Consider the following 24,700-nt stretch of genomic DNA (forward strand, 5'->3'; position numbering starts at 1 on the left):
TTTGCTTGTTACAGCGGAGAAGTCCTACAACACGGAGAGTTAAGATGAGTGCTCGCGGACCCGCCGTGGACCGGCTGCTCCCCCTGGCCGGGCTGCCCGCCCTGGACGTGCCCGCGGCGCAGGCGGAGCGGGCCCGCGAGCTGGCCGCGCGGCTCGGGATGCTCCGCGAGCGTGACGTCGACCTCGCCGGCCCGGTCATCGCGCGGGTGGAGCGGATCGCCGCCGAGCGCGACCGCCCCGCCGTCGCCGACGAGCACCGGACGCTCTCCTACGCAGGGCTGGCCGCCGAGGCGCGCCGGATCGCCGCGCTGCTGGAGGACGAGGGGGTCCGTCCCGGCACGGTCGTCGGCGTGGGCGGCGCCCGGTGCGCGGGCGTCATCGCCGCGTTCCTCGCGATCGAGCTGGTCGGCGCCCTGTACGTCCCGGCCGACGAGACCTGGCCCGCCGCCCGCGTCCGCGACGTCCTCGACCAGGCGGGCGCGTCGTTGCTGATCACGATGGACGCCCAGGGGGTCGCGCCCGCGCTGCTGGAGGGGGCGGCGGAGGCGGGATGCCGGGTCGTCGGCGCGTCCCGGGCGGACGGCCTGGCCCCGTGGGCGGGGGAGCCGCGCCTGAGCGCGCTCGACCAGCCCCGGTACGTGCTGTTCACCTCGGGGTCGACGGGCCGTCCCAAGGGCGCGGTCGTCGAGCACCAGGGCATGCTCAACCACCTCTGGGCGAAGGTCGTCGACCTGGAGCTGACCGGCGACGACGTGGTCGCGTTCACCGCCCCGCTGGGCTTCGACATCTCGATCTGGCAGATGCTCTGCCCGCTGCTCGTCGGCGGCCGGGTGGACGTGGTCGGCGACGAGGTCGGCCACGACCCGGTCGCGTTCGCCCGGGCGGTGAACGCGCAGGGCGTCACGGTCGTCGAGCTCGTCCCGACGATGGTCAGGCACCTGCTGGACGACCTGGCCGCCGGCGCCTCCCCGCCCGGCGGCGCCGGGGCCCGCCCGCTGGCGGGCCTGCGCTGGATGATCGCCACGGGCGAGGAGCTGCCGGCCGAGCTGTCCCGCCGCTGGCTGGAGGCGGTGCCGCACGCCCGGCTGCTGAACGCCTACGGCCCGACCGAGTGCTCCGACGACGTCACCCACCACACCGTGACGGCCGGTGACCTGGGGCTTCTCCGCCTGCCGATCGGCACGCCGATCGTCAACGCGCGCCTGTACGTGCTGCGCCAGGAGGACGACGGCACCTGGTCGGCGTGCGACGTCGGCGAGACCGGGGAGCTGTTCGTCGGCGGCGTGGTGGTCGGCCGCGGCTACCTCGGCGACGACGAGCGCACCCGCGAGGCGTTCTACCGGGACCCCTTCGGGACGTCCCCGACCGGGCGCCTCTACCGGACGGGCGACGCGGTGCGGCTGCTGCCGCCCGGCGCGGGCGGCGAGGACCGTCCCACGCTGCAGTACCTGGGGCGCGTCGACCGCCAAGTCAAGATCGCCGGGGTGCGGATGGAGCTGGGCGAGATCGAGGCGGTGCTGCAGCGCCATCCGGCGGTGCGGGCCGCCGCGGTGGTGGTGCACGAGTACCCGGGCAGGTAGCCGGCCTGCCCTTCACCGAGCGTGACCGGGCTGGCCGGATTCGGTTGCCAACCTTTGTCACCCGTCGAGCGTCCCGCCTGTCCGGAACGGACCTGGCGGCCGATGATTTTGTCACTCCTGTTAGCAATGGGGCCGGGCAAGTTCTGCTTTTGAGGGGATTGCGAGGCATGTGACCGGCTGGTTGACTGTGACCCCGCTACTCCTGAGTAGATCGTGGGACGCGAGCGGAAGACGGGCGAGGGCGGAAAGCGACGGCGCTCCGTATTGGCCGGAACACGGGGCGTTGACTCCGGGATCGCGCGGGCGATGTGCGTCCCCGGAGGAAACTCGGGTGAAAGGGGACGGGGAAACCCGATCAGTTCTGTGGTCATTCTCTTTGAATTTCTGCCCGCCGGCGTCTTGCCGGACCCGAATCCGGGCGTGAAGCAAACCCCCTGCGACCGGGAAAGCACCGCCTGATGTCCATCGAGTACGTTCCCCTTTCGGCCGCCCAGCGCAGCGTCTGGTACGCGCAGCAGCTGGCGCCGCGAACGCCGATCCACATCGCGCAGTACATCGAGATCGAGGGACCGCTCGACCACGAGCTGTTCGACCGGGTGGCGCGGATCGGCGCGCACGAGGTGCTCGCGCTGAACGCGCGGCTGGTGGAGGAGGACGGGACCGTCCACCAGATCCTCGACCCGGACGCCTCCGTGTCGATCCCGCTGGTGGACCTGTCCGGCGAGCCCGACCCGGACGCCGCCGCGCGGGCGTGGACGCGGGAGCGGATGGCCGAGCCGCTGCCGCTGCACGGCGAGCGGCTCTTCACCACCGCCCTGCTGCGGCTGTCGCCGGACCTGCACCGCTGGTTCATCCGCGCCCACCACATCATCCAGGACGGGTACTGCGGCTCGCTGATCGCCCACCGGGCCGCGGAGATCTACACGTCGCTGGCGGCCGGCGGCGGGTACGTCCCGGCGGAGCTCGGCGACTACCGGGCGCTGCTCGCCGACGAGGAGGAGTACCGGGCGTCGGAGCGGTTCGAGCGGGACCGCGCCTACTGGACCGAGCGGTTCGCCGACCGCCCGGTGGCGGTGTCGCTGTCGGACGCGACGGCCGAGCCCACCGCAGACCACCGGAGCCTGACCGGCGTCGTCCCGCCGGAGGAGAGCGCAGCCCTCGCCGCCGGGGCGCGGCTGCTGCGCACGGCGACGCCGGGCCTCGCGATCGCGGCGGCCGCCGCGTACGTGGCGCGGATGACCGGCGCCGAGGACGTCGTCCTCGGCCTCGCCGTCTCCGGCCGCACGTCCCGGCTGGCGCTGGAGACGCCGGCGATGCTGTCGACGATCCTGCCGCTGCGGGTCCGGGTCCGCCCGGACATGACGGTGGACGGCCTGGTCCGCGCCGTGACGCGGGCGACCGCGCGGGCGCTGCGGCACCAGCGCTACCGGCGCGACGACCTGGTGCGCGACCTGAGGCTGCTGGGCGAGCGGCACCGGCTGTACGGCCCGGTCATCAATGTCATGGCCTTCGACTACCGGCTGGACTTCGCGGGCCTGCCGGCGCGGATGCACGCGGTCACCACCGGTCCGGTCGACGACCTGTCGATCAACGTCTACGACAACTTCGACGGCGCCGGGATGCGCGTCGACTTCGAGGCGCACCCGGACCTGTACACCGAGGACCAGGTCGCCGCGCACCTGGACCGCTACCTGCGGTTCATGCGCCTGCTGGGGACGGTGGACCCGGCCACGCCGCTGCGCGACGTGGAGCTGCTGGACGCCGCCGAGCGGTCCCGCGTGCTGGAGGAGTGGAACGACACGGCGCGGCCCGTCGCTCCCGCCGTCGTCCCGGAGCTTTTCGAGGCGCAGGCCGCCCGCACGCCGGACGCGCCCGCCGTGACGCACGCCGGCGCGACCCTCACCTACCGGGAGCTGGACGAGCGCGCGACCCGCCTCGCCCGCCTGCTGATCGGCCGCGGCGTCGGCGCGGAGGACTTCGTCGCCCTCGCCCTCCCGCGCGACGAGAACCTGGTCGTCGCGGCGCTCGCCGTGCTGAAGGCGGGCGCGGCCTACGTCCCGGTCGACCTGGCCTACCCGGCGGACCGCATCGCGTTCATGCTGGACGACGCGTCCCCGGTCTGCGTCGTCACGACCTCGGACGCCGTCCTGCCCGGAGGAACGCCCCGGGTCGAGCTGGACGCGCTCGCCCTCGGCGGCCCGCCCGGCGGCGGCCCGCCCGCCGCCGTAACCGACGCGGAGAGGGTCCGTCCGCTCCGCCCCGGCAACGCCGCCTACGTCATCTACACCTCGGGGTCGACCGGACGGCCGAAGGGCGTCGTCGTCTCGCACGCCGGCGTCGTCGACCTGTGCGCGTGGGCGCGGGAGGACTTCGGCCCCGGCCGCCTCGCCCGCGTGCTGTTCTCCACGTCGCTGAACTTCGACGTGTCGGTGTTCGAGTGGCTGGCGCCCCTCACGATGGGCGGCGGCATCGAGGTCGTCCGGGACCTGCTGGAGGTCGCCGAGCGGGGCGGCTGGTCCGGGACGCTGGTCAGCGGCGTGCCGTCGGCGGTGTCCGCCCTGCTGGCGACGGGGGCCCCGGCGCTGGAGGCGGGCGACGTCGTGCTCGCCGGGGAGGCGCTGCCCGCGAAGCTCGTCCGGGATCTGCGGGCCCTCATGCCGAAGGCCCGCATCTCCAACATCTACGGGCCCACCGAGGCGACCGTCTACGCGACGGCCTGGTTCGACGACGGCGACCCCGCCGGCCGCGCCCCGATCGGCGGCCCGATCGCGGGCACCCGCGCCTACGTGCTGGACGCGTCGCTCGAACCCGTACCGGTGGGGGCGCCCGGAGAGCTGTACCTGGCGGGCGAGGGCCTGGCCCGCGGCTACCTGGACCGGTCCGCTCTCACCGCCGAGCGGTTCGTCGCCTGCCCGTTCGGGACGCCCGGCGAGCGCATGTACCGCACGGGCGACCTGGCCCGCTGGGACGGCGCGGGGCGGCTGGAGTACCTCGGCCGCCTGGACCACCAGGTGAAGATCCGCGGCTTCCGCATCGAGCCGGGCGAGATCGAGTCCGCGCTCGCCCGGCATCCCGCGGTGGGCCAGGTCGCGGTGGTGCACCGCGAGGACCAGCCGGGGAACCCGCGGCTGGTCGCCTACGTGGTCCCGGCGCCCGGCGGCTCCGCCGACCCCGGCGAGCTGCGCCGCTTCGTCGGCGAGACGCTGCCCGCCTACATGGTCCCGGCGGCGGTGGTGCCCCTGGAGGCACTGCCGCTGAACCCCAGCGGCAAGCTCGACCGCGCGGCGCTGCCCGCCCCCGACTTCGCGGCGCGGGCGTCCGGCCGCGAGCCGCGCACCCCCGCGGAGAAGCTGCTGGCGGACCTGTTCGCCGAGGTGCTGGGCGTCGCGCGGGTCGGGATCGACGACGGCTTCTTCGACCTCGGCGGCGACTCGATCATCGCCATGCGGCTGGTGTCGCGGGCCCGGGGGGCCGGGCTGCTGCTGTCGCCGCGGGAGGTGTTCCGGCACCCGACGGTGGAGTCCCTCGCGCGGGTCGCGCGGCCGGCGGAGGACGCGGCGCGGGGCGGCGCGGGCGGCGCGGCCGAGGAGCCCGGGGCCGGCGTGGGCGGGTTCCCGGCGACCCCGATCATGCGGTGGCTGCGGGATCTGGACGGTCCGGCCGCCGGGTTCAGCCAGAGCGTCCTGCTGCGCACCCCGCCGGGACTGGGCGCGGAGCATCTGACCCGTGCGCTGCAGGCCGTGCTCGACCACCACGACGCCCTCCGGATGAGCGTTCCCGACGGCGGCGAGCCGCGGATCGCCCCGCCGGGGACGGTCGACGCGGCCGCGTGCGTCCTCCGGGTCGACGTCGCCGGAGCCGATGACGCGGCCTTGGCGGAGACCGCGAGGGCGCAGGCCGCGCTCGCCCGCGGGCAGCTGGACCCCGCCTCCGGGGCGATGGTGCGGCTCGTGTGGCTGGACGCCGGCGCGGACGCGCCGGGCCGCCTGCTGGCCGTGCTGCACCACCTCGTCGTCGACGGCGTGTCCTGGCGGATCCTGCTGCCCGACCTCGTCGCCGCCTGGGCGGCGAGCGCCACCGGGGCGCCCGTCCGGCTGGACCCGGTCGGCACGTCCTTCCGCCGGTGGGCCCGGCGGCTGGCCGAGGAGGCGGTCACCGATCGCCGGGTCGCCGAACTCGGCCTGTGGACCGAGATGCTGCGGACGGAGGACCCGCTGCTCGGCGGACGCCCCCTGGACCCGGCCGAGGACACCCGCGGCACGGCCGGGAGCCTGACCCTCGAACTGGACGAGGCCACCACGTCGGCGCTGCTGACCGGCGTGCCCGCCGCCTTCCACGGCCGGGTGAACGACGTCCTGCTCGCCGGGCTGGCCCTCGCCGTGGCCGAGTGGCGCCGCCGCCGGGGGACCGGCACGCGCGACTCCGCCGTGCTGGTGGACCTGGAAGGCCACGGGCGCGAAGACCTCGGCGACGGTGCAGCGCTCGACCTCTCACGCACGGTGGGCTGGTTCACCAGCATGTTCCCCGTCCGGCTCGACGCGGGCGACGCGGCGTGGGACGACGTCCGCGCCGGCGGCGCGGCGGCCGGGGAGGCCGTCCGGAACGTCAAGGAGCGGCTCCGCTCGCTGCCGGACAACGGCGTCGGCTACGGCCTGCTGCGCCACCTGAACGCCGCGACCGGACCGGAGCTCGCCGCGTCCCCGGCGCCGCAGATCGTCGTCAACTACCTCGGCCGGGTCGAGACCGCGGACGGCGACTGGAGCATCGCCGCCGAGGCGGGGGCCCTGGACGGCGGCGGGGACGCCGCCATGCCGCTCGCCCACACCGTGGAGATCGACGCGATCGCCCGCGACTCGGCCGCCGGGCCGCGCCTGTCGGCCACCTGGACGTGGGCGGCCCGGATCCTGGACGGCGCGGACGTCCGCGAGCTGGCCACCGCCTGGTTCGAGGCCCTGCGCGGCATCGCCGCGCACGTCGCCGCGGGCGGCGGCGGGCCCACGCCGTCCGACTTCCCGCTGGTCCCGCTGACGCGGCCGGAGGTCGCCGAGGCGGAGGCGGCGCACCCGGGGCTGAGGGACGTCTGGCCCCTGTCCCCGCTCCAGCAGGGCTTCTTCTTCCACGCGCTGCTCGACTCCGGCTCCGACGTCTACACCGCCCAGCTCGTCCTGGACTTCGAGGGCCCCCTCGACGCCGCCGCCCTGCGCGCCGCCGGGCAGGGGCTGGTCGACCGGCACCCGGGCCTGCGGGCCGCGTTCGCGCAGACCGGCGGCGGCGACCCCGTGCAGATCGTGCTCGGCGAGGCCGAAGCGCCCTGGGAGGAGACCGACCTCGTCGGCGCCCCCGCCGCGCGGGTCCGGGAGGCCATGGCGGCCGAGCGGGCCCGCCCCTTCGACCTGGAGCGTCCGCCGCTGCTGCGCTTCGCGCTGCTCCGGCTGGGCCCCGGCCGCCACCGCCTCCTGCTCACCGCGCACCACATCGTGCTCGACGGCTGGTCGATCCCCGTGCTGGCCGGCGAACTCCTGACCCTGTACGCCGGAGAGCGGCCGCCGCCCACCGCGCCGTACCGGGAGCACCTGGCCTGGCTGGCCGCCCAGGACGGCGACGCCGCCCGGGACGCGTGGCGCGCGGCGCTGGACGGGATCGCCGGGCCGACGCTCCTGGCCCCCGCGGCCGCCGGCCGCCCGCCGGTGCTCCCCGAGCACGTCGTCCTCGACCTGAGCGCGGAACTGTCCGACGGGCTGACCGCCCGGGCGCGGCGCCACGGCCTCACCGTCAACACCGTCGTGCAGGGGCTGTGGGGGCTGCTGCTGGCGCGCCTCACCGGCCGCGACGACGTGGTGTTCGGCGCCACGGTGTCCGGGCGCCCGCCCGAACTGGCCGGGTCCGAGCAGATGGTCGGGCTGTTCATCAACACGCTGCCGGTCCGGGTCCGGCTGCGCGCGGCCGAGACCCTCATGGAGAGCCTCGGCCGCCTCCAGGACGAGCAGTCGGCGCTGTTCGCCCACCACCACCTCGGGCTGGGCGAGATCCAGCGGGCGGCCGGGACCGGCCCGCTCTTCGACACCATGACGGTGTTCGAGAACTATCCCCTCGACGCCGGGCTGCTGGAGGCGGAGTTCGGCGGCGTCCGGCTGGCGGACGCCGACCTGGTCGACGCCACCCACTACCCGCTGACCCTGCTCGCCGTCCCGGGCGAACGGCTCCGGCTCCGGCTGGAGTACCGGCCGGACGTCGTCGGCCGCGCCACCGCGGAGCGGCTGACCGCGCTGCTGGACGGCCTCGTCCAGACCCTCGTCGCCGAGCCGGACCGCCCCGTCGGCGACATCACGCTGCCCGGCGCCGACGACGCGCGGGCCGGGCTGGCCGCGCCCGGCGCCCCGGCGGGGCGGGGGACCGCGCCCGGCGGCAGCCGGCTGGTCGCCTACGTCGTCGCCGCGCCGGGCGCCGGCGTGGACCCCGAGGAGCTGCGCGCCCACGTCCGGGAGAACCTCCCCGAGTCGATGGTGCCCGCCGTCGTGGTGGTCATGGACGAGCTGCCGCTCACGCCCAACGGGAAGGTCGACACCAAGGCGCTGCCCAAGCCTGAACTCGCCGTCGCCGGCACTCCCTACCGGGCGCCCCGCGACGCCCGCGAGGCCGCGATAGCGGACATCGTCGCCGGCCTGCTCGGGATCGAAACCCCGGGCATCGACGACGACTTCTTCGACCTCGGCGGCGACTCGCTCGTCGCCATGCGGGTGGCGACCCGGATCCGCCGGGCCCTCGGAGCCGAGCTGCCCGTCCGGGCCCTGTTCGAGGCGCCCACCGTCGCCGGGCTCGCCGCGCGGGTCGCCGCGCTGGAGGGCACGGCGTCCGGCCGCCCGCCGCTGGAGCCCCGCGAGCACCCCGACGTGGTCCCGCCCTCCTACGCGCAGCAGCGCCTGTGGTTCCTGAACCGGCTGGAGGGCCCGTCGGCGACCTACAACATGCCGGTCGCGCTGCGCATCCGCGGACCCCTGGACGCGGACGCGCTCCGCGCCGCGATCGGCGACCTGGTCGAACGGCACGAGACGCTCCGCACGATCCTGCCGGACGCCGGGGGAGCGCCGCGCCGTCTCGTCCTGGCCCCGGCCGCCGCCCGCCCCGAGCTCGAGATCTCCGAGACGACCGAGGCGGAACTGCCGGTCCGGCTCGCCATGGCCGCCGGATACGCGTTCGACATCACCGCCGAGCCGCCGCTGCGCACCCACCTGTTCCGGGTCGGTCCGGACGAGCACGTCATGCTGCTGCTCCTGCACCACGTCGGCGGCGACGGCTGGTCCATGGCGCCGCTCGCCCGCGACTTCGTCACCGCGTACGCGGCGCGGGCCGGCGGGACGGCGCCGGACTGGGCGCCGCTGCGCGTCCAGTACGCGGACTACACGCTGTGGCAGCGTGAGCTGTTCGGGTCCGAGGAGGATCCGGAGAGCCTGGTGTCCAGGCAGATCGCGTACTGGCGGGACGCTCTGGCCGGGTTGCCGGAGGAGCTGCCGCTGCCGGCGGACCGGCCGCGTCCGGCGCAGGCGTCCTACCGGGGCGGGACGGAGCGGTTCCGGCTCGGCGGCGATGTCCGCGCCGGACTCATGAAGATCGCCCGGGAGACCGGCGCGAGCCCGTTCATGGTCGCCCAGGCCGCGTTCGCCGCCCTGCTGACGCGGCTCGGGGCGGGGACGGACGTGCCGATCGGGTCGCCGATCGCGGGCCGGACGGACGAGGCGCTGGACGACCTCGTCGGGATGTTCGTGAACATGCTCGTCCTGCGGACCGACACCTCGGGGGACCCGTCGTTCCGGGAGCTGGTGGGGCGGGTGAAGGAGACCGATCTCGCCGCCTACGCCCACCAGGACGTCCCCTTCGAGCGGCTCGTCGAGGTGCTCAGCCCGGCGCGCTCGATGGCGCGCCATCCGCTGTTCCAGGTCGGCCTGACGTTCCAGAACAACCCCGAGGTGCGGCTGGAGATGCCCGGCTTCAGCGCCGAGCTGGAGCCGCTGGCCGGCGGCGCGTCCCGGTTCGACCTGCTCGTGATCCTCACCGAGCGCGCCGAGGGGTTCGACGGCGAGCTGGAGTACGCGCTCGACCTCTACGACCCGGCCACCGCGCGGCGGCTCGTCGAGCGGTTCGAGCGGTACCTGTCCGCGCTGCTCGCAGACCCGGACTCGCCCATCGGAGCCGCGGACGTCCTCGCGCCGGAGGAGCGGTCACTGGTCCTCGGCGAGTGGGCCGGGCGGGCCGAGGCCCCGGCGGAGCGGGCGACGATCCCGGCGCTGTTCGAGGCGCAGGCGGCGGCGCGTCCGGACGCCGTGGCGGTGTCGTCCGAGGAGGTGTCGTGGACGTATGCCGAGGTGAACGCGAGGGCGAACCGTCTCGCGCACCGGCTCATCGGGCAGGGCGTCGGGCCCGAGCAGTTCGTGGCGCTCGCCCTGCCGCGCTCGGCGGACCTCGTCGTGGCGATCCTTGCCGTCCTGAAGGCCGGCGCGGCGTACGTGCCGATCGACCCGGACTATCCGGACGACCGCATCGCCTACATGATCGAGGACGCGCGGCCCGTCCTCACCCTGCGGCCGGAGGATCTGGACGCCGCCGGTGAGGACGACACCGACCCCGGGGTGGCCGTCGACCCGGACCATCCGGCGTACGTCATCTATACGTCGGGTTCGACGGGGCGTCCGAAGGGTGTGGTGGTTCCGCATCAGAACGTGGTGCGGTTGCTGCGTTCGACTGAGAAGTGGTTCGAGTTCGGTCCGGAGGACGTCTGGACGCTCTTCCATTCCTATGCGTTCGACTTCTCCGTCTGGGAGCTGTGGGGGCCGCTTCTGCACGGTGGCCGCCTGGTCGTGGTGCCGTACCTGACCTCGCGTTCGCCCGAGGATTTCCTCGCTCTCCTGGAGAGGGAGCGGGTGACGGTTCTCAACCAGACTCCGTCGGCGTTCTACCAGTTGATGGCGGCGGACAAGGAGCGTCCGGGCGCTGATCTGGCGCTGCGGTACATCGTGTTCGGCGGTGAGGCACTCGATCTGGGTCGCCTGGAGGACTGGTACTCCCGGCATCCTGAGGACGCGCCGACGCTGGTCAACATGTACGGGATCACTGAGACGACCGTGCATGTCTCCTACCTGGCGCTGGATCGGGTCCATACGGCGACGGCGACCGGGAGCCTCATCGGCACCGGTATCCCTGACCTTCGCGTGTACGTCCTCGACGGCCGTCTCCAGCCCGTTCCGCCGGGTGTGGTGGGGGAGTTGTACGTCGCGGGTGCGGGTTTGGCGCGCGGGTATCTGAATCGTCCGGGTCTGTCGGCCGAGCGGTTCGTCGCCGATCCGCACGGTGACCCCGGTACCCGGATGTACCGGACGGGTGACCTGGGCCGCTGGCGCCGTGACGGGACGCTCGAATACCTCGGCCGTGGTGACCAGCAGGTGCAGCTGCGCGGCTTCCGGATCGAGCCGGGCGAGATCCAGGCCGTACTGACCAGGCACGACGCCGTCTCCGACGCCGCCGTGATCGTCCGCGACGAGCGCCTCGTCGCCTACGTCGTCGGAGCGGGGATCGACCCGTCCGAACTGCGCCGCTTCGCCGGCAAGGATCTCCCCGAGCACATGGTCCCGGCCGCCGTCGTCGAGCTGGACGCGCTGCCCCTCACCGTCAACGGCAAGCTCGACCGCGCGGCGCTGCCCGCGCCGGACTTTGCCGCGAAGGTGTCGTCGCGTGCTCCGCGCACTCCGGAGGAGGAGACCCTCGCCCGCCTGTTCGCCGAAGTCCTCGGACTGGAGCGGGTCGGGGCCGACGACGGGTTCTTCGACCTGGGCGGTGACTCGATCATCGCGATCCAGCTCGTCTCGCGCGCCCGCCAGTCCGGCCTGGTCATCACACCCCGCGACGTGTTCCAGCACCAGACCGTCGAGGAGCTCGCCGCGACCGCCCGCCCGGTCGGCGAAGGAGAGGAGACCGAGGCCGAGGCGCCCGGCGCCGGGATCGGTCCCGTCCCGGTCACCCCGATCGTGGCGTGGCTGCGCGAGCGGGTGGCGGGGGACGCCGCGCTGATCAGGGGCTTCCACCAGTCGGCGCTGCTGCGCACGCCGCCGGACCTCGGCGCCGAGCGGCTGACCGGCGCTTTCCAGGCGCTCCTGGACCACCACGACATGCTGCGCCTCCGCCTGGACGGATGGCAGCCCGTCGTCCGGCCGCCCGGCTCGTGCGACGCTGCCGCCCTGGTGACCCGGGTGGACGTCGCCGGCCTGGACGCCGACAAGCTCCAGTCCGTCATCACCGAGCAGGCCACCGCCGCCCGCGACCGGCTCGACCCGGCCGCCGGGACGGTGGCGCAGCTCGTCTGGTTCGACGCGGGCCGGGAGCAGGGCCGCCTCCTCGTCGTCCTGCACCACCTGGCCGTGGACGGCGTCTCCTGGCGGATCCTGCTGCCCGACCTGGTCACCGCGTGGTCCGGGGGAGCGCTCGACCCCGTGCCGACCTCGTTCCGCCGCTGGGCGCAGAGGCTCACCGTGTCGGAGCCGGGCGAGGACGAGCTGGAGGACTGGCTCGACATCGTCGACGGCCCGCCGCAGAGCCTCGCCGTGCGGCCGCTCGACCCGCGCGTGGACATCGCGGCGCGCGCCCGCTCGGTCACCCTCGACCTGCCCGCCGACGTGACCGGCCCGCTGCTCACCGAGGTCCCGGCCGCCTTCCACGGGCGGGTCAACGACGTGCTGCTCACCGGGCTCGCCCTCGCCGTCGCCCAGTGGCGGCGGCACCGGGGCGGGCGCGGCTCCGGCGTCCTCGTCGACCTGGAGGGCCACGGCCGCGAGGACGTCGTCCCCGGCGCCGACGTCTCCCGCACCGCCGGCTGGTTCACCTCGATCCACCCGGTCCGGCTCGACACCGGTCACGAGACCGGCACCGCGGCGCTCAAGACGGTGAAGGAGCAGCTCAGGGCGGTCCCGGACGGCGGCATCGGCTACGGGCTGCTGCGCCACGGCGGCGGCGAGGCCGCCGCGGAGCTGGCCGGCGTCCCGCCCGCGCAGATCGCCTTCAACTACCTCGGCCGGGTCGCGGCCGGGGACGGCGGCGACTGGACGCTCGCCCCCGAGGAGCTCATCGCCGGGGAGGACCCCGCGATGCCGGCGGCGCACGTCCTGGAGATCAACGCCGTCACCCGGGACCTGCCCGGCGGGCCGGTGCTGTCGGCGACCTGGACGTGGCCGGACGGGCTGCTGGAGGCCGCCGCCGTCCGCGACCTCGCCGCGGGATGGTTCACCGCGCTGCGCGCCCTCGCCGCGGACGTGGCCGCCGGGGACGCGGGCGGTTTCACCCCGTCCGACCTGCTCGTGGACCTGGACCAGAGCGAGATCGACAAGCTGCAGACCGCGTGGAGGCAGAAATCGTGAACCGGGGGGACCTCGAGGACATCCTGCCGCTGTCGCCCCTGCAGCAGGGCTTCTTCTTCCACGCGCTCGTCGACGCGGGCGACGGGGACGTCTACACGGCCCAGCTCGTCCTCGACCTGGAAGGGCCGCTGGACGCCGCCGCGCTGCGCGCCGCCGCCGGGACGCTGCTGCGCCGGCACGCCAACCTGCGCGCCGCGTTCTGGCACGAGGACCTGTCGCGTCCGGTCCAGGTGATCCCGCGCACGGTCGAGCTGCCGTGGGAGGAGGTCACCGCGTCCGGGGCGGAGGCGGACGCCGTCGTCGCCCGGGAGCGGGCGCGCGGCTTCGACATGACCGCGCCGCCGCTCCTGCGGTTCGTCCTCGTCCGGACGGGCCCCGAGCGCCACCGGCTGATCCTCACCAACCACCACATCCTGCTGGACGGCTGGTCCACGCCGATCCTCGCGACCGAGCTGTTCCTGCTCTACATGCAGGGCGGCCACGACACGGGCATGCCGCGCGTCACCCCGTACAAGAACTACCTGGCGTGGCTCGCCGGGCAGGACCGCTCCGCCGCGCGGGACGCGTGGCGCCGCGCCCTCGACGGCCTGGACGAGCCCAGCCTCGTCGCCCCCGAGGCCACCGCCCGCGCCCCGCGGCCCCCGAGGCCGACCGTCGCCGACCTCGACGAGCGCACCACCCGGCGCCTCACCCGCGCGGCCCGCCGCCACGGCGTCACGTTGAGCACCGTCCTGCAGGGCGCCTGGGGCCTGGTCCTCGGCCGCCTCCTCGGCCGGCGCGACGTGGTGTTCGGGTCGACGGTGTCCGGCCGGCCGCCGGAGCTGCCCGGCATCGAGCAGATGATCGGGCTGTTCATCAACACGCTGCCGATCCGCGTCCGCTACCGGATGGACGAGCCGCTCGCCTCCCTCATGGAACGCCTCCAGGACGAGCAGACCGAACTCCTCGCCCACCACCACCTGGGCCTCACCGAGATCCAGCGGGCGGCGGGCCACGGCGGCGCGCTGTTCGACACGATGACGGTCCTGGAGAACTACCCCTTCGACCCGTCCTCGATGGACGGCTCCCTCAACGGCGTGCGCGTCGCCGCCGCCGACTCCTACGACGCGACGCACTTCCCCCTCTCGCTGGTGGCCGTGCCCGGCGAGCGGCTGTCGCTGCGCCTGCACTACCGCCCCGACGTCTACGAGCACGGGGCCGTCGTGGCGCTCCTCGCCCGCGTCCGCCGCGTCCTGGAGGCGTTCGCCGAGGACTCCGGCCGGCCGATCGGCGCCGTGGACCTGGCGGGGGAGGACCAGCGGGCCCTGCTGGCCGGCTGGAACGACACCGCCGGTCCCGTCCCGTCCGGCACCCTCCCGGCCCTCTTCGAGGCCCAGGCCGCGCGCACCCCGGAGGACGTGGCCCTCGTCTGCGGCGGCACCTCCCTCACGTACGCGGAGCTGGAGGGGCGCGCCAACCGCCTCGCCCACGAGCTGATCGCCCGGGGGATCGGCCCCGAGGACCGCGTGGCCCTGGTCCTCCCGCGCACCCCCGGGATCGTCGTCGCGATCCTCGGCGTCCTCAAGGCGGGCGCCGCCTACGTCCCGATCGACCCGCAGTATCCGGCCGACCGCATCGCCTTCATGCTGGACGACGCCGGGCCCGCTCTCACCATCACCGACGGGAGCGCGCCGGACGGAGCCGGGCACGGGCGGCCGGTCCTGATCGTCACGGGCGGCGGATGCGCGGACGCGAGCGAGCGGCCGGGGCACGCACCGACCGACGGTGAGCGGATCCGGGCACTGCGGGCCGAGAACGCCGCGTACGTCATCTACACGTCCGGGTCCACCGGGCGCCCCAAGGGCGTGACCGTCCCGCACGCGGGCGTCCTCAACTACTTCGAGGCGCACCGGGACGCGTTCATCGACCCGGCCGTCGAGGCCGCCGGCGGGCGCCGCATGCGGTTCGCGCACCTGGCGTCGTTCTCGTTCGACACGTCCTGGATGGGCCTGCTGTGGATGATGTACGGCCACGAGCTGCACCTCATCGACGACGAGACCCGGCGCGACGTCAAGGCGTACGCCGACTACGTGGCACGCGCGCGGATCGACCTGGTGAACACCACCCCGTCGCACTTCACCTCGCTCCGCGAGGCCGGACTGCTGGACGACGACGGACGGCACCGGCCCTCGCAGCTCCTCCTCGGCGGCGAGGCCGTCAGCGAGAGCCTGTGGGCCGAACTCCGCGCCGTGCCCGGCCTCGCCACGCGCAACTTCTACGGGCCCACCGAGTCGACCGTCGACACCATGAACCAGGCGGTCGCGCTCAGCGAGCACCCGTCGGTCGGCTCGCCCTACCGCAACACCCGCGCCTACGTGCTGGACACCGCGCTCCAGCCCGTCCCGGCCGGCGTCCCCGGCGAGCTGTACCTGGCGGGATCGCAGCTCGCGCGCGGTTACCTGAACCGGCCCGGACTGTCCGCCGAGCGGTTCGTGGCCGACCCGTACGGCGCGCCCGGTGACCGCATGTACCGGACCGGCGACCTGGCCCGGTGGCGCCCGGACGGGTCGGTGGAGTACCTCGGCCGCACCGACGACCAGGTGAAGATCCGCGGGTACCGGGTGGAGCCCGGCGAGATCGAGAACGTCCTCGCGGGCTGCGGCGGCGTCGCGCAGGCCGCCGTGGTCGTCCGCGACGACGGGCGCGGCGGCGGGCGCCTCGCCGCCTACCTCGTCGGGCCGGACGTCGACGTCGCGGCCGTCCGCCGGCACGCGGCCGAGCGGCTGCCCGACTACATGGTCCCCGCGCTCACCGTCCTGGACGCGCTGCCGCTGACCGTGAACGGCAAGCTCGACCGGGCCGCGCTGCCCGCCCCCGACGCCGCACCGGGCGGCGGCCGCGCGCCCCGCTCCCCGCGCGAGGAGATCCTCTGCGGGCTGTTCGCGGAGGTGCTCGGCGTGCCGAGGGTCGGCGTGGACGACGGGTTCTTCGACCTCGGCGGCGACTCGCTCACCGCCACCCGCCTCACCGGCCGGATCCGTTCCGCGCTCGGCGCCGAGCTGCCCGTCCGTGCGCTGTTCGAGGCGCCGACCGTCGCAGGCCTCGCCGAACGCGTCGCGGGCTCCACCGGCGACGTGCGCCCTCCGCTGGTGCGCGCCGAGCGCCCGGACGTCGTGCCGCTGTCCTACGCGCAGCAGCGGCTGTGGTTCCTCAACCGGTTCGAGGGCCCGTCGGCGACGTTCAACATGCCGATCGCGCTGCGCCTCAACGGCTCCCTCGACCTGGACGCGCTGCGCGCCGCCCTCGCCGACGTGGTGGCGCGGCACGAGCCGCTCCGCACGATCTTCCCGGACGGGTCCGGGACCGCCCGCCAGCTCGTCCTCGAACCGGCCGCCGCGCGGCCCCGGCTCGACGTCGCCGAGACCGGCGAGGCGGCGCTCCCGGCGGCGCTGGCGGCGGAGGCCGGGCGCGGCTTCGACCTGTCGGTCGAGCCGCCGCTGCGCACCCGCCTGTTCGCGCTCGGCTCCGGGGCGGACGGTGACGCGCATGTCCTCATGATGGTCCTGCACCACATCGCGGCGGACGGCTGGTCGATGGCGCCGCTGGCCCGCGACGTGATCCTCGCCTACGCGGCGCGTGCCGGCGGGACGGCGCCGGACTGGGCGCCGCTGCCCGTGCAGTACGCGGACTACACGCTGTGGCAGCGTGAGCTGTTCGGGTCCGAGGAGGATCCGGAGAGCCTGGTGTCCAGGCAGATCGCGTACTGGCGGGACGCTCTGGCCGGGTTGCCGGAGGAGCTGCCGCTGCCGGCGGACCGGCCGCGTCCGGCGCAGGCGTCCTACCGGGGCGGAACGCACACGTTCGAGCTGGACGCCGAACTCCACGCACGGCTCCTCGGGCTCGCCCGCGAGAACGGCGCGACGCTGTTCATGGTCATGCAGGCGGCCTACGCCGCGCTGCTGACGCGGCTCGGGGCGGGGACGGACGTGCCGATCGGGTCGCCCATCGCGGGCCGGACGGACGAGGCGCTGGACGACCTCGTCGGCATGTTCGTGAACATGCTCGTCCTGCGGACCGACACCTCGGGGGACCCGTCGTTCCGGGAGCTGATCGGGCGGGTGAAGGAGACCGACCTCGCCGCCTACGCCCACCAGGACGTCCCCTTCGAGCGGCTCGTCGAGGTGCTCAACCCGGCGCGCTCGATGGCGCGCCATCCCCTGTTCCAGGTCGTCCTGTCGTTCCAGAACAACCCGGAGGCGCGGCTGGAGATGGACGGGCTCACCGGCGGCGCCGAACCCCTCGTCTCGGGTGCCGCCAAGTACGACCTGTCCCTCTACCTGGAGGAACGGCACGGCGACGACGGCGCCCCCGGCGGGATCGAGGCCGGTCTCGAATACGCCCTCGACCTCTTCGACGCCGGAACCGCCGTGTCCATCGCGGACCGCTTCGAGCGCCTCGTCCGCGAACTGGCGGCCGACCCCGACGCGCCCGTCACCACCGCCGACATCCTCGACCGCGGCGAGCGCCGCACCCTGCTGCGCCGCTGGGCGGGCGGCAAGGGCGGCGACGTCCCGCGCACGACGATCCCGGCGCTGTTCGAAGCGCAGGCGGCGGCCCGCCCGGACGCGCCCGCCCTCACCTTCGAGGGCGTGTCGTGGACGTATGCCGAGCTGAACGCGAGGGCGAACCGTCTCGCGCACCGGCTCGCCGGGCTGGGTGTGGGACCTGAGCAGTTCATTGCCTTGGCTCTGCCGCGTTCGGCGGATCTGGTGGTGGCGATCCTCGGAGTGCTGAAGGCGGGGGCGGCGTACGTGCCGATCGACCCCGGCTACCCGGAGGACCGCATCGCCTACATGGTCCAGGACGCGCGGCCCGTCCTGACCTTGCGCCCAGAAGACCTGGAGGGCCTGGACGACCCGGGCCTCCCCGCGACCGATCCCGGAGTGGCCGTCGACCCGGACCATCCGGCGTACGTCATCTATACGTCGGGTTCGACGGGGCGTCCGAAGGGTGTGGTGGTTCCGCATCAGAACGTGGTGCGGTTGCTGCGTTCGACTGAGAAGTGGTTCGAGTTCGGTCCGGAGGACGTCTGGACGCTCTTCCATTCTTACGCGTTCGACTTCTCGGTCTGGGAGCTGTGGGGATCGCTGTTGTACGGCGGCAGGCTCGTCGTCGTCCCCTACTTGACCTCGCGTTCGCCCGAGGACTTCCTGGCCCTGCTCGCTACGGAGGAGGTGACGGTTCTCAACCAGACTCCGTCGGCGTTCTACCAGTTGATGGCGGCGGACAAGGAGCGTCCGGGCGCTGATCTGGCGCTGCGGTACATCGTGTTCGGCGGTGAGGCCCTTGACCTGGGGCGCCTGGAGGACTGGTACTCCCGGCATCCCGAGGACGCGCCGACGCTGGTCAACATGTACGGGATCACTGAGACGACCGTGCATGTCTCCTACCTGGCGCTGGATCGGGTCCATGCGGCGACGGCGACCGGGAGCCTCATCGGCACCGGTATCCCTGACCTTCGCGTGTACGTTCTCGACGGCCGTCTCCAGCCGGTTCCGCCGGGTGTGGTGGGGGAGTTGTACGTCGCGGGTGCGGGTTTGGCGCGCGGGTATCTGAATCGTCCGGGTCTGTCGGCCGAGCGGTTCGTCGCCGATCCGCACGGTGTGCCCGGTGCCCGGATGTACCGGACGGGTGACCTGGGCCGCTGGCGTCGTGACGGGACGCTCGAATACCTCGGCCGTGGTGACCAGCAGGTGCAGTTGCGCGGCTTCCGGATCGAGCCGGGCGAGATCGAGTCGGTCCTCGCCCGCCACCACGCCGTCTCCGACGCCGCCGTGATCGTCCGGGACGAGCGCCTCGTCGCCTACGTCGTCGGAGCGGGGATCGACCCGTCCGAACTGCGCCGCTTCGCCGGCAAGGATCTCCCCGAGCACATGGTCCCGGCGGCGGTCGTGGAGCTGGACGCCCTGCCGCTGACCTCCAACGGCAAGCTGGACCGCGAAGCGCTGCCCGCGCCGGACTTCGCGGCCAGGGCGTCGTCGCGTGCCCCGCGCACCCCGGAGGAGGAGACCCTCGCCCGCCTGTTCGCCGAAGTCCTCGGCCTGGAGCGGGTCGGGATCGACGACGGGTTCTTCGACCTGGGCGGTGACTCGATCATCGCGATCCAGCTCGTCTCGCGCGCCCGCCAGTCCGGCCTGGTCATCACACCCCGCGACGTGTTCCAGCACCAGACCGTCGAGGAACTGGCCGCGACCGCCCGCCCGGTCGGCGAAGGCGAACGGACCGAAGCGGAGGCGCCCGGCGCGGGCATCGGCCGCGTCCCGGCCACCCCGATCATGCACTGGTTCCAGGAGCTGCGCGGCCCCGTGGACGGCTACAGCCAGCGCATGCTGCTCCAGGTGCCGCCCGGCCTCGGCGCCGGCCGGCTGACCGGCGCGCTCCAGGCAGTCCTGGACCACCACGACATGCTCCGCCTCCGCGTGACCGGCGCCGAGTTCGAGGTCGCCGAGCCCGGCGCCGTCGACGCCGCGCCCCTCGTCCGCCGCGTGGACGTCGCCGGACTCGGCGCCGAGGACCTGCGCGCCGTGCTCGCCGCCGAGGCGGAGGCCGCCCGCCGCGCCCTCGACCCGGCCGCCGGGATCATGGCGCGGCTCGTCTGGTTCGACGCGGGCCCCGCAGCGTCCGGCCGCCTTTTGCTCACCCTCCACCACCTGGCCGTGGACGGCGTCTCCTGGCGGATCCTGCTGCCCGACCTGGTCACCGCGTGGGCCGGGGGAGCGCTGGACCCCGTCCCGACCTCGTTCCGCCGCTGGGCGCAGCGCCTCGCCGCCGAGGCGTCCGACCCCGCCCGCACGGCGGAGCTGCCGCTCTGGGAGGACGTCCTCGCCACCCCCGACCCCGTTCTCGGCGCCCGCCCGCTGGACCCGGCCGCCGACACGTTCGGGACGGCCCGGCACCTCACCCTCGGCCTGCCCGCCGACGTGACCGGCCCGCTGCTCACCGAGGTCCCGGCCGCCTTCCACGGGCGGGTCAACGACGTGCTGCTCACCGGGCTCGCCCTCGCCGTCGCCGAATGGCGGCGCGAGCGCGGCACGTCCGAGGAGACGGCCGTCCTCATCGACCTCGAAGGGCACGGCCGCGAGGAGATCGTCCCCGGCGTCGACCTGTCCCGCACCGCCGGCTGGTTCACCTCCATCCACCCGGTGCGCCTCGACGCCGGCCTGGTCGAGCCCGCCGACGTCCGCGAGGGCGGCCAGGCCGTGGGCACCGCCCTCAAGCGGGTCAAGGAGCAGCTGCGCGAGATCCCCGACAACGGCGTCGGGTACGGGCTGCTCCGCCATCTCAACCCCGCGACCGGCGAGCGGCTGCGCGCGCACCCGCAGATCGCGTTCAACTACCTCGGCCGCTCCGCCGCCCCCGAGGCCACCGACTGGGGGCCGGCGGACCAGGCCGAGAACGACGCCCTCGGCACCGGCCAGGACGCCGCGCTCGGCCTCGTCCACCCCGTCGAGGTCAACGCGCACACCCGCGACCTGCCGGGCGGCCCCGAACTGTCCGCGACGTGGACGTGGGCCGGCGGCCTGTTCGATGCCGCCGCGATCGAGGACCTCGCGGGCCGGTGGTTCGCGGCGCTGCGCGGCCTCGTCGCGCACGTCGCCGGCGGTGCCGCCGAGGGCCCCGTCGGCGGGTTCACCCCCTCGGACCTTTCCCTGGTGGACGTCAGCCAGGACGAGATCGACGAGCTCGCCGCCGAGCTCGACGGCGAATGGGAGCCGGAGTGAGCAAGTCGCAGCTTGAGGACATCCTCCCGCTGTCCCCGTTGCAGGAGGGGCTGTTCTTCCACGCCCTCTACGACTCCGGTCACGACGTCTACACCGCGCAGATCGTGCTCGACCTGCGCGGCCCGCTGGACGCGGACGCGCTGAAGGCCGCCGCGGCGGCCCTCCTGCGGAGGCACGCGAACCTGCGGGCCGGGTTCCGGCAGCGCAAGGAGGGCTCCCCGGTCCAGGTCGTCCACCGCATGGTGCGGCTGCCGTGGCGGGACGAGGACCTGTCCGCCCTGCCCGGACCCGAACGCGAGACCAGGGCCCGCGAACTGGCCGCCGCCGAACGCGCCCGCCCGTTCGACATGGCCAAGCCGCCGCTGCTGCGGTTCATGCTCATCAGGCTGGAAGACGGCCTGCACCGCATGGTCTTCACCAACCACCACATCCTGCTGGACGGCTGGTCCACGCCCGTCCTGCAGACCGAGCTGTTCGCGCTCTACCTCACCAGGGGCGACGACACCGGCATGCCGCGCGTCACCCCCTACAAGAACTACCTGGCGTGGCTCGCGAAGCAGGACCGCGCCGCCGCGGAGGACGCCTGGCGCCGCGCCCTCGACGGTGTCCACGAGCCCACGCTCGTCGCACCCGGCGCGCCCGAACCGGGCGACGGCGACGGCACGCCCGGGCGCGTCCGGACCCGCCTCACAGAGGAGCTCACCTCCGCGCTCAACGCGCGGGCCCGCGCCCAGGGCGTCACCCTGAACACGGTCGTGCAGCTCGCCTGGGCGACGCTGCTCAGCGGCCTCACGGGCGCGAGCGACGTGGTGTTCGGCGCCGCCGTGTCGGGCCGCCCGCCGGAGCTCCCCGGCGTCGAGCAGATGGTCGGCCTGTTCATCAACACGCTGCCGATCCGCGTCCGCGTCCGCCCCGCCGACACCGTCGCCGAGGCGCTCACCCGCCTCCAGGACGAGCAGGCCGCGCTGATGCCGCACCACCACCTCGGCCTCGCCGACATCCAGCGCCTCACCGGCGCCGGGACGCTGTTCGACACGATGACGGTCCTGGAGAACTACCCGTTCGACCCAAACGCCGCCGGAGCCGACCTCGGCGGGCTGACCCTCCGCGACGTGGACGGGTACGACGCCACCCACTACCCGCTGACGTTCGCCGCCGTCCCCGGCCGCCGCCTGTCCCTGCGCATCGACCACCGCCCCGTCCTGTTCGGCCCGGACGACGCCGAGCGGCTGATGCGGCGCCTCCTGCGCGTCCTGGACGCCGTCGCCTACCGGCCGGACCTGCCCCTCGGCCGTGTCCCCGTCCTGGACGACGGGGAACGCGACGACGTCCTGCGGAACTGGCAGGGGACCGGGACGGGCCGCGCCCCCGGCACCCTCACCGGCCGGTTCGCCGCGCAGTGCGCGAAGACCCCGGACGCGACCGCCGTCCGCGCGGCGGGCGAGTCGATCACCTATGCGGAACTGGACGCGCGCGCGAACCGGCTGGCGCACCGGCTGATCGAACTGGGCGTCCGCCCGGAGACGTGCGTCGCGCTCCTGCTCGAACGGTCCGCCGACGTCGCCGTCGCGTCCCTGGCGGTCCTCAAGGCGGGCGGAGCCTACGCGCCCCTCCACCCCGGCCAGCCGCCGGAGCGGATCGCGTGGGCGATCGGCGAGGTCGAAGCGCCCGTCCTGCTCGTCGACGGCCCCATGCGCGGCAAGGCCGCCGCCCTCGGCACCGCCGCGCGGATCGTCGCCGTGGACGGCCCGGACCTCGCCGGCGCGCCGGACACCGACCCGGGCGTGCCGTGCCTCCCCGGCCGGCTCGCCTGCGTTTTCTTCACCTCCGGCTCCACCGGCCTGCCAAAGGGCGTCATGGTGACGCACCGCGACGCCGTCGACCTCGCCACCGACAGCCGGCTCCGGGGCGGCGCCCACGACCGGGTCCTCGTCCACTCCTCGCACGCGTTCGACGCGTCGACCTACGAGCTGTGGACGCCGCTGCTGAACGGCGGCACCGCCGTCTTCGCGCCCCCCGGCCCCCTCGACGGCGCGACCCTCCAGGAGATCGTCGAGACCGAGGACCTCACCGCCGCCTTCCTCACCACCACCCTGTTCAACCTGGTCGGCGAGGAGCGCCCGCACGCCTTCGCCCGGCTCCGCGAGGTCCTGACCGGCGGGGAGGCCGGGTCGCCCGCCGTGATGCGCAAGGTCCTCGCCGCCTGCCCGGACACCGAGGTCGTCCACATGTACGGGCCCACCGAGGCCACCACGTACGCGACCGCCGCGCCGCTGCGCGGGCCCCTCGCCGACCCGGCGGAGCGCACGCCCGTGCTCGGCCGGCCCTACGACGACATGCGCGTGTACGTGCTGGACCAGGGGCTGCGTCCCGTCCCGCCCGGCGTCGTCGGCGAGGCCTACCTCGCGGGCGCCGGCGTCGCCCGCGGCTACCTGCGGCGGCCCGCGCTCACCGCCGAGCGGTTCGTCGCCGACCCGTTCGGCGCGCCGGGCGAGCGCATGTACCGGACCGGCGACCTGATGCGGTGGCGGCCGGGCGGGAACCTGGAGTACGTCGACCGCGCCGACCTCCAGGTCAAGATCCGCGGATTCCGGATCGAGCTGGGCGAGGTCGAGGCGGCGGTCGCCGCGCACCCGGACGTCGCCAACGTCGCCGTGATCGCCCGGGAGGAGGCGTCCGGCGCCAAGGCCCTCGTCGCCTACGTCATCGCGCCCGCGCTCTCCCCCCGGGGCCACGGCTCCCAGGAGGCGGGCGGCGGGCGGCCGCTGGACGGCCTGCGCGAGTTCGTCCGGGCGCGGCTGCCCGAGTACATGGTGCCCGCCGCGTTCGTCGGGCTGGACACGTTCCCCGTCGGCCCGACCGGCAAGCTCGACCGGCGCGCCCTGCCCGCCCCCGACTACGCCGGCGCCGCCGGCGGCCGCGACCCGCGCACCCCGGAGGAGGAGCGGCTGTGCGGGATCGTCGCCGACGTCCTCGGCCTCGACCGGGTCGCCGCCGACGTCAGCTTCTTCGACCTCGGCGGCGACAGCATCGCCGCGCTGAGGCTCTCCACCCGCGCCCGGCAGGCCGGCGTCGAGCTGACGCCCCGCGACGTGTTCACCCACCAGACCGTCGAGGCGCTCGCCAGGGTCGGCGACCCGGACGACCGGATCGGCTTCGAGGTGCTGCTCCCCATCCGGACGTCCGGATCCCGCCCGCCGGTGTTCTTCGTCCACCCCGCCGGCGGCCTCGCCTGGCCCTACCTGCAGTTCCAGCGCCACCTCGGGCCCGACCAGCCGGTCTACGGGCTTCAGGCCCGCGCCTTCACGCGATCCGACCTGCCCGAGTCGGTCGCGGAGATGGCCGCGGACTACCTGGAGCAGATCAGGTCCGTCCGGCCGGCCGGGCCCTACCACCTCGTGGGCTGGTCCCTCGGCGGCCTCGTCGCCTACGAGATGGCCGTCCGGCTCCAGGCCGCGGGCGAGACCGTCGGGCTGCTCGCGCTCATCGACTCCTACCACGGCCAGGACCTCGCGGGCGACGAGCGGAAGATCCTGCACGAGCTGCTCCAGGGCATCGGCGTCGACGCCGCGGCGATCGCCCCGGACGGCGACCCCGACATGCAGCAGATCATGGGGATCCTCGCCGACCGCGACGACGCCCTCGCCACCCTCGGCGAGGACGACCTCGTCAACGTCTACCGCAACTACGAGAACGGGCTCCGGCAGGCCGAGGAGTACCGGCCGGGACGGTTCCGCGGCGACCTGGTGTTCTTCACCGCCCTCCAGGGCCGCACCGGCGAGTCGCCCACCGGGCGGGCCAACTGGGGCCCGCTCGTGGAGGGCGAGATCGAGGACTACCCGGTCGACGCCGAGCACCACCTGCTCCTGGACCCCGGCCCGGCCGCCGAGATGGGCGCCGTCCTGGCCGCCAGGCTCGACAAACTGCACAGCGGAACGCGGGACCACTGAAGCCAGGCACG

4 protein-coding genes are annotated in these 24,700 nt (G+C 74.7%); all 4 read left to right on the forward strand.

Going from position 1 to position 24,700, the window contains the following annotated elements; genetic code table 11:
• Positions 1 to 44 precede the first annotated feature (44 nt).
• The gene (locus BJY14_RS36055; protein WP_179847692.1) at positions 45 to 1,580 is read left to right on the forward strand and encodes an amino acid adenylation domain-containing protein; all 1,536 of its coding nucleotides are present in this window, start codon (positions 45 to 47) and stop codon (positions 1,578 to 1,580) included.
• 458 nt (positions 1,581 to 2,038) lie between these two features.
• Positions 2,039 to 12,979, forward strand: coding sequence for a non-ribosomal peptide synthetase (locus BJY14_RS36060; RefSeq protein ID WP_179847693.1), 10,941 nt, complete (start codon positions 2,039 to 2,041; stop codon positions 12,977 to 12,979).
• Positions 12,976 to 20,739, forward strand: a complete 7,764-nt coding sequence (locus BJY14_RS36065; protein ID WP_179847694.1) for a non-ribosomal peptide synthetase — start codon at positions 12,976 to 12,978, stop codon at positions 20,737 to 20,739. The genes BJY14_RS36060 and BJY14_RS36065 overlap by 4 nt, the downstream gene beginning before the upstream one ends.
• A complete protein-coding gene (locus BJY14_RS36070; RefSeq protein ID WP_312879574.1) occupies positions 20,736 to 24,689 on the forward strand; it encodes a non-ribosomal peptide synthetase in 3,954 nt (1,317 codons plus the stop codon). Before BJY14_RS36065 ends, BJY14_RS36070 begins: the two co-directional genes overlap by 4 nt.
• The last annotated feature ends 11 nt before the right edge of the window (positions 24,690 to 24,700 follow it).

Origin of the sequence: Actinomadura luteofluorescens, assembly GCF_013409365.1 — a bacterium.
Taxonomy (GTDB): Bacteria; Actinomycetota; Actinomycetes; order Streptosporangiales; family Streptosporangiaceae; genus Spirillospora; species Spirillospora luteofluorescens.

Excerpts from the sequence above, each read along its gene's own strand:
- BJY14_RS36055 (WP_179847692.1), top strand. The coding sequence starts at position 45 with ATGAGTGCTCGCGGACCCGCCGTGGACCGGCTGCTCCCCCTGGCCGGG.
- BJY14_RS36060 (WP_179847693.1), top strand. The coding sequence starts at position 2,039 with ATGTCCATCGAGTACGTTCCCCTTTCGGCCGCCCAGCGCAGCGTCTGG.